General features: G+C 71.3%; 13 protein-coding genes. 9 read left to right on the top strand and 4 right to left on the bottom strand.

Going from position 1 to position 12,371, the window contains the following annotated elements; genetic code table 11:
* Positions 1-41 precede the first annotated feature (41 nt).
* The 3 genes from ACQP17_RS25095 to ACQP17_RS25105 all read left to right on the top strand — a co-directional run bounded on the left by ACQP17_RS25095 (position 42) and on the right by ACQP17_RS25105 (position 2,824).
* Positions 42-551, top strand: a complete 510-nt coding sequence (locus ACQP17_RS25095; protein WP_433858295.1) for a MarR family winged helix-turn-helix transcriptional regulator — start codon at positions 42-44, stop codon at positions 549-551.
* A gap of 85 nt (positions 552-636) precedes the next feature.
* Positions 637-969 carry a DUF3817 domain-containing protein gene (locus tag ACQP17_RS25100; RefSeq protein ID WP_433858296.1) on the top strand — a complete coding sequence of 111 codons (333 nt, stop codon included), beginning with the start codon at positions 637-639 and terminating at the stop codon, positions 967-969.
* 154 nt (positions 970-1,123) lie between these two features.
* Positions 1,124-2,824, top strand: coding sequence for an acyl-CoA mutase large subunit family protein (locus tag ACQP17_RS25105; RefSeq protein ID WP_433858297.1), 1,701 nt, complete (start codon positions 1,124-1,126; stop codon positions 2,822-2,824).
* Positions 2,825-2,923: 99 nt separating this feature from the next.
* On the opposite strand, the gene ACQP17_RS25110 is transcribed toward ACQP17_RS25105, so the two are convergent.
* Positions 2,924-3,547, bottom strand: a complete 624-nt coding sequence (locus tag ACQP17_RS25110; protein WP_433858298.1) for a hypothetical protein — start codon at positions 3,545-3,547, stop codon at positions 2,924-2,926.
* A 190-nt stretch (positions 3,548-3,737) separates the two neighbouring features.
* Between ACQP17_RS25110 and ACQP17_RS25115 the strand changes: the two genes are divergently transcribed.
* The 3 genes from ACQP17_RS25115 (at position 3,738) to ACQP17_RS25125 (ending at position 5,664) form a co-directional block, all read left to right on the top strand.
* Entirely contained in the window at positions 3,738-4,082 is a 345-nt protein-coding gene (locus ACQP17_RS25115; RefSeq protein WP_433858299.1) for a hypothetical protein, read from the top strand.
* 82 nt (positions 4,083-4,164) lie between these two features.
* Complete coding sequence (locus ACQP17_RS25120; RefSeq protein ID WP_433858300.1) at positions 4,165-5,286, top strand: hypothetical protein; 1,122 nt, start codon at positions 4,165-4,167, stop codon at positions 5,284-5,286.
* A 27-nt stretch (positions 5,287-5,313) separates the two neighbouring features.
* Complete coding sequence (locus tag ACQP17_RS25125) at positions 5,314-5,664, top strand: hypothetical protein (protein WP_433858301.1); 351 nt, start codon at positions 5,314-5,316, stop codon at positions 5,662-5,664.
* A 6-nt stretch (positions 5,665-5,670) separates the two neighbouring features.
* On the opposite strand, the gene ACQP17_RS25130 is transcribed toward ACQP17_RS25125, so the two are convergent.
* Both ACQP17_RS25130 and ACQP17_RS25135 read right to left on the bottom strand, forming a co-directional pair.
* Positions 5,671-7,071 carry a sensor histidine kinase gene (locus tag ACQP17_RS25130; protein ID WP_433858302.1) on the bottom strand — a complete coding sequence of 467 codons (1,401 nt, stop codon included), beginning with the start codon at positions 7,069-7,071 and terminating at the stop codon, positions 5,671-5,673.
* Positions 7,068-7,790, bottom strand: a complete 723-nt coding sequence (locus ACQP17_RS25135) for a response regulator transcription factor (RefSeq protein ID WP_364877514.1) — start codon at positions 7,788-7,790, stop codon at positions 7,068-7,070. The genes ACQP17_RS25130 and ACQP17_RS25135 overlap by 4 nt, the downstream gene beginning before the upstream one ends.
* A gap of 57 nt (positions 7,791-7,847) precedes the next feature.
* Between ACQP17_RS25135 and ACQP17_RS25140 the strand changes: the two genes are divergently transcribed.
* Positions 7,848-9,017, top strand: coding sequence for a UDP-N-acetylglucosamine--N-acetylmuramyl-(pentapeptide) pyrophosphoryl-undecaprenol N-acetylglucosamine transferase (locus tag ACQP17_RS25140; RefSeq protein WP_433858303.1), 1,170 nt, complete (start codon positions 7,848-7,850; stop codon positions 9,015-9,017).
* Entirely contained in the window at positions 9,014-10,021 is a 1,008-nt protein-coding gene (locus ACQP17_RS25145; protein ID WP_433858304.1) for a GDP-mannose 4,6-dehydratase, read from the top strand. Before ACQP17_RS25140 ends, ACQP17_RS25145 begins: the two co-directional genes overlap by 4 nt.
* 66 nt (positions 10,022-10,087) lie before the next feature.
* On the opposite strand, the gene ACQP17_RS25150 is transcribed toward ACQP17_RS25145, so the two are convergent.
* On the bottom strand, positions 10,088-10,741 hold the full coding sequence (locus ACQP17_RS25150) for a TetR/AcrR family transcriptional regulator (protein ID WP_433858305.1): 654 nt from the start codon (positions 10,739-10,741) through the stop codon (positions 10,088-10,090).
* 360 nt (positions 10,742-11,101) lie between these two features.
* On the opposite strand from ACQP17_RS25150, the gene ACQP17_RS25155 reads away from it, so the two are divergent.
* A complete protein-coding gene (locus ACQP17_RS25155) occupies positions 11,102-12,073 on the top strand; it encodes a tetratricopeptide repeat protein (RefSeq protein WP_433858306.1) in 972 nt (323 codons plus the stop codon).
* Positions 12,074-12,371: the final 298 nt, after the last annotated feature.

The raw sequence follows: 12,371 nt of genomic DNA on the forward strand, positions 1-12,371 counted from the left end.
CGCGGCTGACCACCATGTGAGCCCCGGGTAGGGTCGGACGCGTGCCGAAGCCGCTCAGCCTTGCTTTCGATCCCATCGCGCGCGCCGACGAACTGTGGCAGCAGCGCTGGGGGGCCGTGCCCTCGATGGCCGCCATCACCTCGATCATGCGCGCCCATCAGATCCTGCTGGCCGAGGTGGACGCGGTGGTCAAGCCGTACGGGCTGACCTTCGCACGGTACGAGGCGCTGGTGCTGCTGACCTTCTCCAAGGCCGGTGAGCTGCCGATGTCCAAGATCGGTGAGCGGCTCATGGTGCATCCGACCTCGGTGACCAACACCGTCGACCGGCTGGTGAAGTCCGGTCTCGTCGCCAAGCGGCCCAACCCGAACGACGGACGGGGCACGCTCGCCACCATCACCGAAAAGGGTCGTGAGGTGTGTGACGCGGCGACCCGCGAGCTGATGGCGATGGACTTCGGGCTCGGGACGTACGACGCCGAGGAGTGCGGGGAGATCTTCGCGCTGCTGCGGCCGCTGCGGGTGGCGGCGGCCGACTTCAAGGACGAGTGACCCGCTCTCCCTGCCCGGTGCCCGGCCCGTCCGTCCACAGGGGGGCGGCGAAGATCGCCGCGGCACCGGTGGTTACGCTCGGGGCATGAAGCGAAGCGTCCTGACCCGCTACCGGGTGATGGCCTACATCACCGCCGTGATGCTGCTGGTGCTCTGCACCTGCATGGTGTTCAAGTACGGCTTCGGGATGGGCAAGGACCTCACCCTGGTCGTCTCGCAGATCCACGGCGTGCTCTACATCGTCTACCTGGTCTTCGCCTTCGACCTGGGCTCCAAGGCCAAGTGGAAGTTCGGCAAGCTGCTGTGGGTGCTGATCGCCGGCACGATCCCCACCGCCGCGTTCTTCGTCGAGCGCACCGTGGTCCGCGAGATCGAGCCGCTGCTCGCCGCCGGGACGCCGGAGCCGGCGAAGGTCTGACGGCGGCCCGGCCCGCCTGACGCGCCTGTCCCCGTGGGGCGGGCGCGTTCTGCTGTGTGCCCGCGGTTACGGAAGGTGACTTCTGGGACGCATGAGGCGACTCCGGGCCCGTTCCCGTCGACAATTACTAGGACGTCCTAGTAAATTCGAGGGTATGGACGCTGACGCGATCGATGAGGGCCGCCGCCGCTGGCAGGCTCGGTACGACTCCGCCCGCAAGCGGGACGCGGACTTCACCACGCTCTCGGGCGATCCCGTCGAGCCGGCCTACGGGCCCCGGCCCGGGGACACCGTCGAGGGGTTCGAGCGGATCGGCTGGCCGGGCGAGTACCCCTTCACCCGGGGGCTCTACCCGACCGGCTACCGGGGGCGGACCTGGACGATCCGCCAGTTCGCCGGCTTCGGCAACGCCGAGCAGACCAACGAGCGCTACAAGATGATCCTCAAGGCCGGCGGTGGCGGACTCTCCGTGGCCTTCGACATGCCGACCCTGATGGGGCGGGACTCCGACGACCCGCGCTCGCTCGGCGAGGTCGGTCACTGCGGTGTCGCCATCGACTCCGCCGCCGACATGGAGGTCCTCTTCAAGGACATCCCGCTGGGCGACGTCACGACGTCCATGACGATCAGCGGGCCGGCCGTCCCGGTCTTCTGCATGTATCTGGTGGCCGCCGAACGGCAGGGGATCGACCCCGGCGTCCTGAACGGCACCCTCCAGACGGACATCTTCAAGGAGTACATCGCGCAGAAGGAGTGGCTCTTCCAGCCCGAGCCTCATCTGCGCCTGATCGGCGACCTGATGGAGCACTGCGCCCGCGGCATCCCCGCGTACAAGCCGCTCTCGGTCTCCGGCTACCACATCCGCGAGGCGGGCGCGACGGCCGCACAGGAGCTGGCGTACACGCTGGCCGACGGCTTCGGCTACGTGGAACTGGGGCTCTCGCGCGGACTGGACGTCAACACCTTCGCCCCCGGCCTGTCCTTCTTCTTCGACGCGCATCTCGACTTCTTCGAGGAGATCGCCAAGTTCCGCGCCGCGCGCCGGATCTGGGCCCGCTGGATGCGGGACGTCTACGGCGCGACCAGCGAGAAGGCGCAGTGGCTGCGCTTCCACACCCAGACCGCGGGTGTCTCGCTGACCGCCCAGCAGCCGTACAACAACGTGGTGCGTACCGCCGTCGAGGCCCTGGCGGCCGTGCTCGGCGGCACCAACTCGCTGCACACCAACGCGCTGGACGAGACCCTGGCGCTGCCCAGTGAGCAGGCCGCGGAGATCGCGCTGCGCACCCAGCAGGTGCTGATGGAGGAGACCGGCGTCGCCAACGTCGCCGACCCGCTGGGCGGTTCGTGGTTCATCGAGTCGCTGACCGACCGGATCGAGGCGGACGCGGAGAAGATCTTCGAGCAGATCAAGGAGCGCGGCCGCCGCGCGGTCCCCACCGGCGAGCACCCCATCGGCCCGATGACCTCCGGCATCCTGCGCGGCATCGAGGACGGCTGGTTCACCGGCGAGATCGCCGAGTCCGCCTTCCAGTACCAGCAGGCGCTGGAGAAGGGCGACAAGAAGGTCGTCGGCGTCAACTGCCACCACGGCTCGGTCACCGGCGACCTGGAGATCCTGCGGGTCAGCCACGAGGTCGAGCGGGACCAGGTACGCGTCCTGGCGGACCGCAAGGCGGCACGCGACGACGCCCGGGTGCAGGCCGCGCTCAAGACGATGCTGGAAGCCGCCCGCGACGGCAGCAACATGATCGAGCCGATGCTGGCCGCCGTCCGCGCCGAGGCCACCCTCGGCGAGATCTGCGGCGCGCTGCGGGACGAGTGGGGGATCTACACGGAGCCGGCGGGGTTCTGAGCTCCCCGCGTCCGCGAGCCCGCGACAGGCCCCGAGAGCCCGGTGATCCGGGGGCTCGGGGCCTTTGCGGTTCTCGGCAGCCGTGGTCCGTTCGCCGGCTCAGGGCGCCAGCACGACCCCGAGCACCGGGCTGACGACGAGCGTGCCGAAGAGGATGACGCCACCACTGGTGAGGACGAGGGTGCGGGTGCGGGTCCCGGCGGTCGCGCGCCACTTCTCCCGTACCTGGCGAAACGTGCCGCCGGTTTCCGCGGTGCCCGTGAGCCAGCCGAAGAGCAGAAAAGGAGCGAAGAGCAGGAAGCCGAAGGCACCCATGAAGTTCTTGGTGATCTCCCCGCGGCTGGTGAGGGCATAGTCCGGCATCAGGAAGCCGACAGCGGATGTGCCGGTGTTGGCTTGGGCCGGCAGGCGCGTACCGGCGGTGTAGCGGATGTCGAGGCCGCTCAGCGAAGCGTCATCATCCACGGCCTTGCCGTCATCCGAGCGGAAATGTCCGGTGCAGTCGTATTCGGGCGAGGACTTGGTCGAGTGACGTGAACTGGTGTGGTGGTGCTGCGCGCATTCCTTGATCGTGAAGGTTCCGTGTGTTCCCGTGAAGCCCGCCGCGGCCAGGCCTTTTACGGCGAACATGGCGCTGGCCAGGAAAAGCATGGCGAAGAGGGACAAGAGGGCGCATCGAGTGCCGAACGAGAGTTTGCCGTTCGCGCGGGTGGGGCTGGGCACGGAAATTCTTTCTCTTCCTGATCGCTGGAGAGTGACGGAGGCTGTCGGGCGCTGACGTCATGCGTGAACACGGTGCGCTAAATGTGAAGTGGGCCTTCACATTCATGGATTCGGCTGCTGCGGACGCCGGATACCGTACGACACGAGATTTATTTGTCTATCTGCGCGCAGTAGATCCGAGGGGGAATCCGTGTCGGGCTCCGGGTACGACGTCGATCCGGCGGTGCTCAAGACGCAGGGCGGCGCCTTCAGGGAGATCGGCTCCGACCTCGGTGAGGCGGCCCGGAAACTCAAGGCGGCATGCGGCGGAGATCCCGGGGAGGCGTGGGGGAAGGACGACTTCGTCGGTACCTTCAACGACTTCTACGGGCCGGTCGCGGAGGGAATCTGCGACTCGATGCCGCACCTCGGCCACGAGATCTCCAGGATCGGCAGCAAGCTCGAGTCCATGGCTGCGCACTACGACGCGACGGAGCAGGAGCAGCGCGACCACCTCGCCCGTTATGCGGCGAGCCGCCCGGATATCGCGCACTGACCGCGCACCCTTCCGGCGCCCGTCGCGCCACCGCCGTCCGTCCACACACGCGCTTTCAAGGGAACGACACCTCGTGTCCGTCATGCTGCCGAATGAGGTCGACTGGATCCTCGATCTGCTGGGTTTTCAATGGCCCAATGTGGATGAGGACAAGATGCTGGAGGCCGCCGGGGCCTGGAATGCCTTCGCCGCTTCCGCCCGGACCTCTCAGCAGGAGGGGAATGCCGCCGCGTACGCGGTGCGCGGCGCCAACTCGGGTGCGGCGATCGAGGCCTTCGGCGACCACTGGAAGAAGTTCGGCCAGGACGGTTACCTCGATGACGCCGCCGATGCCGCCGAGGTGCTCGCCCTCGCGCTGCAGGCGGTGGCAGGCATTGTCATGATCATGAAAGCCCAGGTGTTGCTGCAGCTCCTCGCGCTGGCCGTGGAGCTGGCGACGGCCCAGGCCGCCGCGCCGGTCACGCTGGGCGCCTCCGAGGCCGGAGCCGCCGCCGCCACGGCCACGACCAGGGTGATGGTCCGCAGGATCTTCCAGGAGGCGAAGCAGAAGATCGTCCAGGCCATCAAGGACGCCATCGAGAAGAAGGTGGTGCGGGACGCGAAGGAGATGGCGCAGGAGCTGGCCAAGGCCATCGGCACGGACGCGGCCAAGGGCGTCGGCCAGAACGTCGCCACTCAGGGGATCAAGAGCTATTTCGGCGCGCAGGACCACTTCGACTGGGGCGCGGCGGGGCGAGCGGGGCTCAAGCCCGTCATCGACATCGATGACAAGGGCGGATGGGCACCCGGCGAGAAGGTCAAGGACCTCGGCAAGACGGTCACCGGCGCCTACCACCTGGCGCAGGGCGCCGGTCAGGTCGCGCAGGGCGACTTCGCCGGGGGCGGAAAGAAGATCTGGGACGCGGAACAGGAGACGGCCGACGGCATCAAGAACCTCCATGACGTGCGCTACAAGGACAAGGAGGCGGCCGCGGAGGGCGAGGGCGGCGGCGAGGCCGGCTCCTCCGGGAGCGACTCCGGGACGCCCTCCGGCGGCGAGTCAGGCGATACCTCCTCGTCCGGAAGCGGATCCGGCGGGACGGACTCGGCGGACACTCCCGCGAGCCGTACCACCTCCCCTTCGGCCACCCCCGCGACTCCCCCCGCCCCCACGACCGAAAGCGGCCGGGACGAGACCGAACGCGCCCGCAGCGCCTTCGGCTGAAGAAGGCTGAAGAAGGAAGGGCCACCCATGGACCACAGGTACGACGGCCCCGGTGAGCGGGACTACCCCGTCGCGGAGCCGGACCTCGCCGAGGAGCAGAACGTGCAGCTCACCGAGGCGCTGCGGGGGGTGCGGGATGCCGGGTCGGCGCCGGCCGCGCTGCGGGACCTCGCGCGCAAGGTGCTCGGCGGGCGGCTGGAGTTGAAGGACGTGCTCGACGATCCGTCCGGGTACCGGGTGCTCACCGACGGGATTTCCGGGATGCGGGAGAGTTGGCGGTCGATGTCGCCGCAGGACCGGCAGGCGGTGCGGGCGCGGGTCGAGGAGCGCGCGGCGGAGGCCGACGGGGCGGCGGGCGGCGCGGGCCGCGTGCGCTGACCGGGGCTACCCCGCCGGCGGCATCCGCAGCCGGAAGAGGGCGCCGCCGCCCGGGGCGTGCTCCGCCGTGAGGTCGGCGCCGTGGGCGCGGGCGATCTGGCGGGCCATCGCCAGGCCGAGGCCCGAGCCGGGCAGGGCGCGGGCGGCCTTCGCGCGGTAGAAGCGGTCGAAGACGTGCGGGAGGTCCTCGGGCCCGATGCCGGGCCCGTGGTCGCGGACGGTCAGATGCAACTCCCCTTCACGCAGGGCGAGTTCGGTCTCCACGGGGCCGCCGGGCGGCGAGAACTTGGCGGCGTTGTCGAGGAGGTTGGACAGCAGGCGGGCGAGCCGCGCCGGCACTCCGGGGACCGTGCGGTCCGCCGCGGCCGGGTCGATGCCGGTGGTGAAGGTGATCTCCGGCCAGTGCTCGCGGGCGGTGGCCACCACGTGCTCCAGCAGGGCGGCCGGGCGGACCTGTTCGACCAGCGGCTGGGGCTCCTCGTCGCGGGCGAGTTCGATCAGGTCGTTGACGAGCGTGGTGACCTCGCGCAGCTGGCGGCCCAGCGCGGCCGAGGCGCGGTCGCGCTGCGCGTCCGTCAGACGGTCGGCGCGGGCGAGGAGTTCGGCGTTGGTGCGCAGCGCCGTCAGCGGGGTGCGCAGCTCGTGCGAGGCGTCGGCGACCAGCCGGCGCTGGGAGGCGACGGACTGTTCCAGCTCGCCGAGCATGGTGTTGAAGCTGGTGGCCAGCCGGGTGATCTCGTCCTCCCGGGCGAGCGGCCCGGCGGGCAGGTCGATGCGGTGGCGGGCGTCGCGGGTGGCGGCGATGCGCTCCGCGGTGGCGGTGAGCCGGGCGACCGGGGCCAGGCCGGTACGCGAGACCCAGTAGCCGAGCGCGGCGGCCAGCAGCACCCCGGCGGCGCCGACCGCGGACAGCGCCCAGGCGGCCTGCTCCACGCTCCGGTCGACGGAGTCGGAGCGCAGGGCGACCTGGACCGCCTCGTCCTTGCCCGCCAGGCGCGTGGTGTACATCCGGACCGGCTGCCCGGCGACCTTCTCCTTGCTGTAGAACGCCGCGTGCCGGCCGGCGGCGACCTGCCGGGTGGCGTCCGTGACGCGCAGCAGATACGGCTTGCGCGGGTCCTTGGCGGGGTCGGCCGGCACGATCTGGAAGCAGGACGAGGCCGGGTACTGGCACAGGGCGTCGCTCACCGTCGGGCCCCAGTCCTGGCGCTCGCGCATGACCTCGGTGGACGTCTGGGCCAGGTTCCGGTCGAGCTGGCGGGTCATCTGGTACTCGATGACGACGAACGCGGCCGCGCAGACGCCGACCGCCACCAGCGCCACCGCGGCGGAGGCGGCCAGCGCCAGCCGGGTGCGCAGCGGGCGCCGGCGCCGCCAGCGGGCGCCCAGCCCGCGGGTGCCGCTCACGCGCCCTCCGGGTGGCCGAGGCGGTAGCCGATGCCGTGCACGGTGTGGACGAGCCGGGGCTCGCCGCCCGCCTCCAGCTTGCGCCGCAGATAACCGATGTAGACGGCCAGGGAGTTGGAGTCCGGCCCGAAGTCGCGGCCCCAGACGCGGTCCAGGATCATCTCCCGGGGCATGACCTGTCCGGGGTGCAGCAACAGCAGCTCCAGCAGGGCCCATTCGGTGCGGCTGAACTCCAGGGGGCGATCGCCCCGGTGGCCGGTGCGGGTCACCGGGTCCACCACCAGGTCGCCGAAGGCCAGCCGGGTGTCGTCGGCGGCCGTGGTCGAGGCGCGGCGCAGCAGCGCGCGGATCCGGGCGACCAGCTCGTCCAGGGCGAAGGGCTTGACGAGGTAGTCGTCGGCGCCGGCGTCGAGGCCGTCGACCCGTTCGCTGACCGAGTCCAGTGCGGTCAGCACGAGGATCGGGGTGCGGTCGTCCAGGGCGCGCAGCCGGCGGCAGACGGCCAGGCCGTCCAGGACGGGCATCATCACGTCCAGGACGAGGGCGTCCGGCTGCCAGGAGGCGACCTCGGAGAGGGCGGCCAGTCCGTCGGCGGCGCCGCGCACCTCGTAGCCCTCCACGGCGAGGCCGTCCTCCAGGGCGGCGCGCACCTCCGGTTCGTCATCGACGACGAGGATCCTGGCGGCGGGAGTGTTCCCGGGGGTGGGCGGCATGGACATAGGCTGCCAAACACCTCTCTTAGAAGCTTCTTAGGGCATGTCGCGAGCGTGGCGGCCATGCGCACACCACTCTCTGTCGTGATCGGTGCGGGCGGCACCGGCGGCCACATCTATCCGGGTCTCGCTCTCGCCGACGCGCTCCGCCGGGCCGTGCCCGACGCGGTGATCTCCTTCGTCGGGACCGAACGCGGCCTGGAGACGCGGCTGATCCCGCAGGCCGGGTACCGGCTGCACACCGTCGACATGATTCCCTTCGATCCCTCGCTCGGCGCCCGACGCTATCTGCTGCCGGCCGCCCTGCTCCGCTCGGGCGCCCAGTGTCGGGCGATCCTCAAGGAACAAAAGGCCCAGGTCGCGGTCGGTATGGGCGGCTACCCGAGCGCCCCGGTGATCGTCGGGGCGCGGATGGCCGGGCTGCCGAGCCTGATCCACGAGTCCAACGCGGTGCCCGGGCGGGCCAACAAGTTCGCCGCCCGGCTCACCCCGCACCTCGCCCTCGCCTTCGACCGCAGCCGCGCGCACCTGGCCGGCGGCGAGCGGGCCGAGACGGTGGGGATGCCGCTGGTGGGGCCGCTGGCCGAGCTGGACCGCGCGGCCCTGCGCCCCGCCGCCCGCCGGGCCCTGGGCGTCCCGGACGGGTGCCGGCTGCTGCTGGTCAACGGCGGCAGCCTGGGGGCCGCCCGGCTCACGGAGGCGGCCGTCGAACTGGCCGGCCGCTACCGGGACCGCCGGGACCTGCGGCTGCTGATCAAGACCGGCCCGGCGGCCCTGGAGGAGACCTGGGCCCGGCTGGCGGCCAACGGCGGGTCGGCGGTCGCCGAGGCCGTGCCGTATCTGGACCGGATGGATCTGGCGTACGCGGCGGCCGATCTGGTGGTGTGCCGCGCCGGTTCGGCGACCATCGCCGAGCTGGCCACGATCGGGATGCCGGCCGTCCTCGTGCCGTATCCGCACGCGCCGGGCGATCACCAGACGCACAACGCGCGGGTGCTCTCCGACGCCGGGGCGGCGCTGCTGCTGCCCGACCCGGAGACCTCCGCCGAGCGGCTGGACCAGCTGGTCACGCCGCTGCTCGACGACCCCGCCCGGCTCGCCGCGATGGGCGCGGCCGCCGACCGGGGCACCCACGCCCGGGCCGCCGACCTGCTGGCCGCCAAGGCGCTGGCACTGGCCGGACACCCGGCCGCCTCCCCGCACCCGCACACCCCTTTGAAGGAGTCCGCATGAGCAACCGCACCGCACAGCAGTGGGCCGGCCGCAAGGTCCTGGTCACCGGCGCCGAGGGATTCATCGGCTCGGCCCTCGTCGACATGCTGGTGGACGCCGGCGCCGAGGTCCGCGCCTTCGTCCACTACAAGCCGTACGCCGAGAAGGGAAACCTGGCGCGCTATCTGGTGCCGGGCTCCCCGGTCGAGATGATCGCGGGCGATGTCCGTGACGCGGGCCGGGTGATGGACGCCGTCGCGGGCTGCGACACCGTCTTCCATCTCGCCGCGCTCATCGGCATCCCGTACAGCTACGACTCGCCGGGCGCGTACGTGCAGACGAACGTGGTGGGCACGGAGAACGTCGCGGAGGCCTGCCGGCGCTACGAGGTGCGCCGGATGGTGCACACCTCCACCAGTGAGGTCTACGGGACCGCGCTGACCGCGCCGATCAGCGAGGACCACCCGCTGCAGCCGCAGTCGCCGTACTCCGCCTCGAAGATCGGCGCGGACATGATGGCGCTGTCGCACCGGCACGCGTTCGGGCTGCCGGTGACCGTGGTGCGGCCGTTCAACACCTACGGCCCCCGCCAGTCCGCACGCGCCGTGATCCCCACGATCCTGGCCCAACTCCACGCGGGCGCCCGGCAGATCAAGCTCGGCTCGCTCACCCCGACCCGCGACTTCACCTACGTCACGGACACCGCCGCCGGCTTCCTCGCGATGGCCGACTGCGACCGGGCGCTGGGCGAGGTCGTCAACCTCGGTACCGGGCGGGAGATCTCCATCGGGGCGCTCGCCGAGGCGCTGATAGCGGCCTCGGGCCGGGACGCCGAGGTGGTGGTGGACACCGAGCGGCTGCGGCCGGCCGGCAGCGAGGTCGAGCGGCTGCTGTCGGACAACTCCCGGGCCCGCGAGTGGGCTTCGTGGCAGCCGGAGGTCTCCCTGGAGCAGGGGCTGAAGCGGACCTCGGAGTGGGTCGCCGAGAACGTGCACCTGTTCGCGGCGGACCGCTACCAGGTCTGAGGGCCGCCTACGGGGCGGCCCGGTGTTCCGGACGGACACCGGGCCGCCCCGCGCGCGTCGGCCGGGTCAGTCGTGGCCGCCGGGAGTGGCCAGTCCGGTCAGGCCGCCCAGGAAGAGGGCGGTGAAGTCGCGCCCCCACTCGGCGTCCACGGGCTCCCCGCTGACCAGGGTGCGGTGCACGATCGCCCCGGCGATCACATCGAAGATCAGGTCCATGTTGCGGGCGGCCGCCCGCTCGCCCTCCTCGCCGGTGGTGTCCGGCGGCAGCTCGCCGCGGGTCTGGGCGCGCGAGCGCCCGAGCGAGACCAGCCGCTTCTGGCGGTCGACGATCGCCGAGCGGATCCGTTCGCGCAGCGCCCCGTCGGTGGTGGACTCCGCGACGACTGCCATCAGCGCCGTCTTGGTCTCCGGCCGCGCGAGCAGCGCGCCGAACTGCAGGACCACGCCCTCGATGTCGGCGCGCAGCGAGCCCCGGTCGGGGAGTTCGAGTTCGTCGAAGAGGACCGCCACGGCATCCACGACCAGCTCGTTCTTGTTGGCCCAGCGGCGGTAGAGGGTCGTCTTGGCGACGCCGGCGCGGGCCGCCACCTCGCTCATGGTCAGCCGTCCCCAGCCCACGTCGACCAGCGCGGCACGGGTCGCGCCGAGAATCGCACGGTCGGTCGCGGCGCTGCGCGGTCGGCCCGTACGGCCTTTGCGGGGGCTGGCGGAGTGGCACATGCGGGCGACCATACCGGGCAGTACGGGGCCCGCCGCGGTCCGCCGTGAGGGAGATCACTTCACGCAGGACTGAAACCGGTTGTGGGCCGGGGGCGACGGCGAGTTACGCTACGGGTCGTAGCGAAAGAGTGATAGCCACCGGCCGTGGGTGGGGACCCATGGCCACTCCGGTCCTCCAGGGACCGGGACATCGGGCAGCGATCCAGACCGTGCGCCGGCATTCCGGCGGGGCGCACGAGGCGGAAGCGGTGCTCTGCGGAGGGTCCGGCGGCGCTACCGGACCGGGGAATCCGCGCAGCAGACCGCAGCGCTTTTCGGATCGCTTTTCGGAACGGCCCGCCCAGGGGGGAGGATGGACCCATGCAGCCACGCAACATGTCCATGAGTGGAGTCGTCGACCTCGGTGCGCTGAAGGCGGCCGGGGAAGCGAAGCAGAAGGCGGAGCAGGCACGCGCCGAGGCCGCCCGTACGGGCCAGGCGCCCGCGAGCGGTGCCCGCCTGGTGTTCGACGTCGACGAGGCGGGGTTCCAGCAGGACGTCCTGCAGCGCTCCACCGAGGTCCCGGTCGTCATCGACTTCTGGGCCGAGTGGTGCGAGCCGTGCAAGCAGCTGGGTCCGCTGCTGGAGCGCCTCGTGGGGGAGTACGCCGGCAAGTTCGTGCTGGCCAAGATCGACGTCGACGCCAACCAGATGCTGTTCCAGCAGTTCGGGGTGCAGGGCATCCCGGCGGTGTTCGCGGTCGTGGCGGGTCAGCCGATCCCGCTGTTCCAGGGCGCGGCCCCGGAGTCGCAGATCCGCGACGTGCTCGACCAGCTGGTGCAGGCCGCCGAGCAGCAGTTCGGGATCGTCGGGGCGCCGGTCGAGGCACCGGCCGCGGGCGCTGAGGAGCAGGTCGAGGCCCCGGTGCCGGCCGGTCCGTACGACGCGCTGCTGGAAGCCGCGAACCAGGCGCTCGACTCCGGTGATCTGGGCGGCGCCATCCAGGCCTACAAGAACGTCCTGTCCGACGACCCCGCCAACCCGGAGGCCAAGCTCGGCCTGGCGCAGGCCGAACTCCTGCACCGGGTCCAGGACCTGGACCCGCAGGCCGTGCGCAAGGAGGCCGCGGAGAACCCGGCCGATGTGCCGGCGCAGATCCGGGCCGCGGACCTCGATCTGGTCGGCGGCCATGTCGAGGATGCCTTCGGCCGGCTCGTCGAGGCGGTGAAGCGGAGCGCGGGCGACGACCGCGAGGCCGCCCGGCTGCGGCTGCTGGACCTGTTCGAGGTGATCGGCGCGGACGATCCGCGGGTGACGACGGCGCGCACGGCGCTTGCGCGGGTGCTGTTCTGACCCGCTGTCTTGCGACTCGCCCCCTTGTGACCAGTACGCCCTCCGCGGGTTGACCAAACAAACGAAGCAGCGGCCACGTTTTACCAAAACTTGGTAATCGTGGCCGCTGTTACTTGTAGTAAGTCTGAGCCACCCTCTTGCGGCGTTGTGTCCGCAATTGCCTTATGTTCTCTCGCTGTCAGTAGCGACAGCCCGTGTCCAGTTGATCTCGCTCCGTCGCACCGTGTTTATCGGGCCGTTACCCGCAAGTAACGAGCCCCTTGTGCGGCGGCCGTGAATGGACCACGATCGGCCACGC

Origin of the sequence: Streptomyces kronopolitis (assembly GCF_050953795.1) — a bacterium.
Taxonomy (GTDB): Bacteria; Actinomycetota; Actinomycetes; order Streptomycetales; family Streptomycetaceae; genus Streptomyces; species Streptomyces kronopolitis_A.

Coding starts and splice junctions, on each gene's coding strand:
- ACQP17_RS25155 (WP_433858306.1), top strand. CDS start 11,102: ATGCAGCCACGCAACATGTCCATGAGTGGAGTCGTCGACCTCGGTGCG.
- ACQP17_RS25140 (WP_433858303.1), top strand. CDS start 7,848: ATGCGCACACCACTCTCTGTCGTGATCGGTGCGGGCGGCACCGGCGGC.
- ACQP17_RS25150 (WP_433858305.1), bottom strand. CDS start 10,741: ATGTGCCACTCCGCCAGCCCCCGCAAAGGCCGTACGGGCCGACCGCGC.
- ACQP17_RS25125 (WP_433858301.1), top strand. CDS start 5,314: ATGGACCACAGGTACGACGGCCCCGGTGAGCGGGACTACCCCGTCGCG.
- ACQP17_RS25100 (WP_433858296.1), top strand. CDS start 637: ATGAAGCGAAGCGTCCTGACCCGCTACCGGGTGATGGCCTACATCACC.
- ACQP17_RS25105 (WP_433858297.1), top strand. CDS start 1,124: ATGGACGCTGACGCGATCGATGAGGGCCGCCGCCGCTGGCAGGCTCGG.
- ACQP17_RS25135 (WP_364877514.1), bottom strand. CDS start 7,790: ATGTCCATGCCGCCCACCCCCGGGAACACTCCCGCCGCCAGGATCCTC.
- ACQP17_RS25145 (WP_433858304.1), top strand. CDS start 9,014: ATGAGCAACCGCACCGCACAGCAGTGGGCCGGCCGCAAGGTCCTGGTC.
- ACQP17_RS25120 (WP_433858300.1), top strand. CDS start 4,165: ATGCTGCCGAATGAGGTCGACTGGATCCTCGATCTGCTGGGTTTTCAA.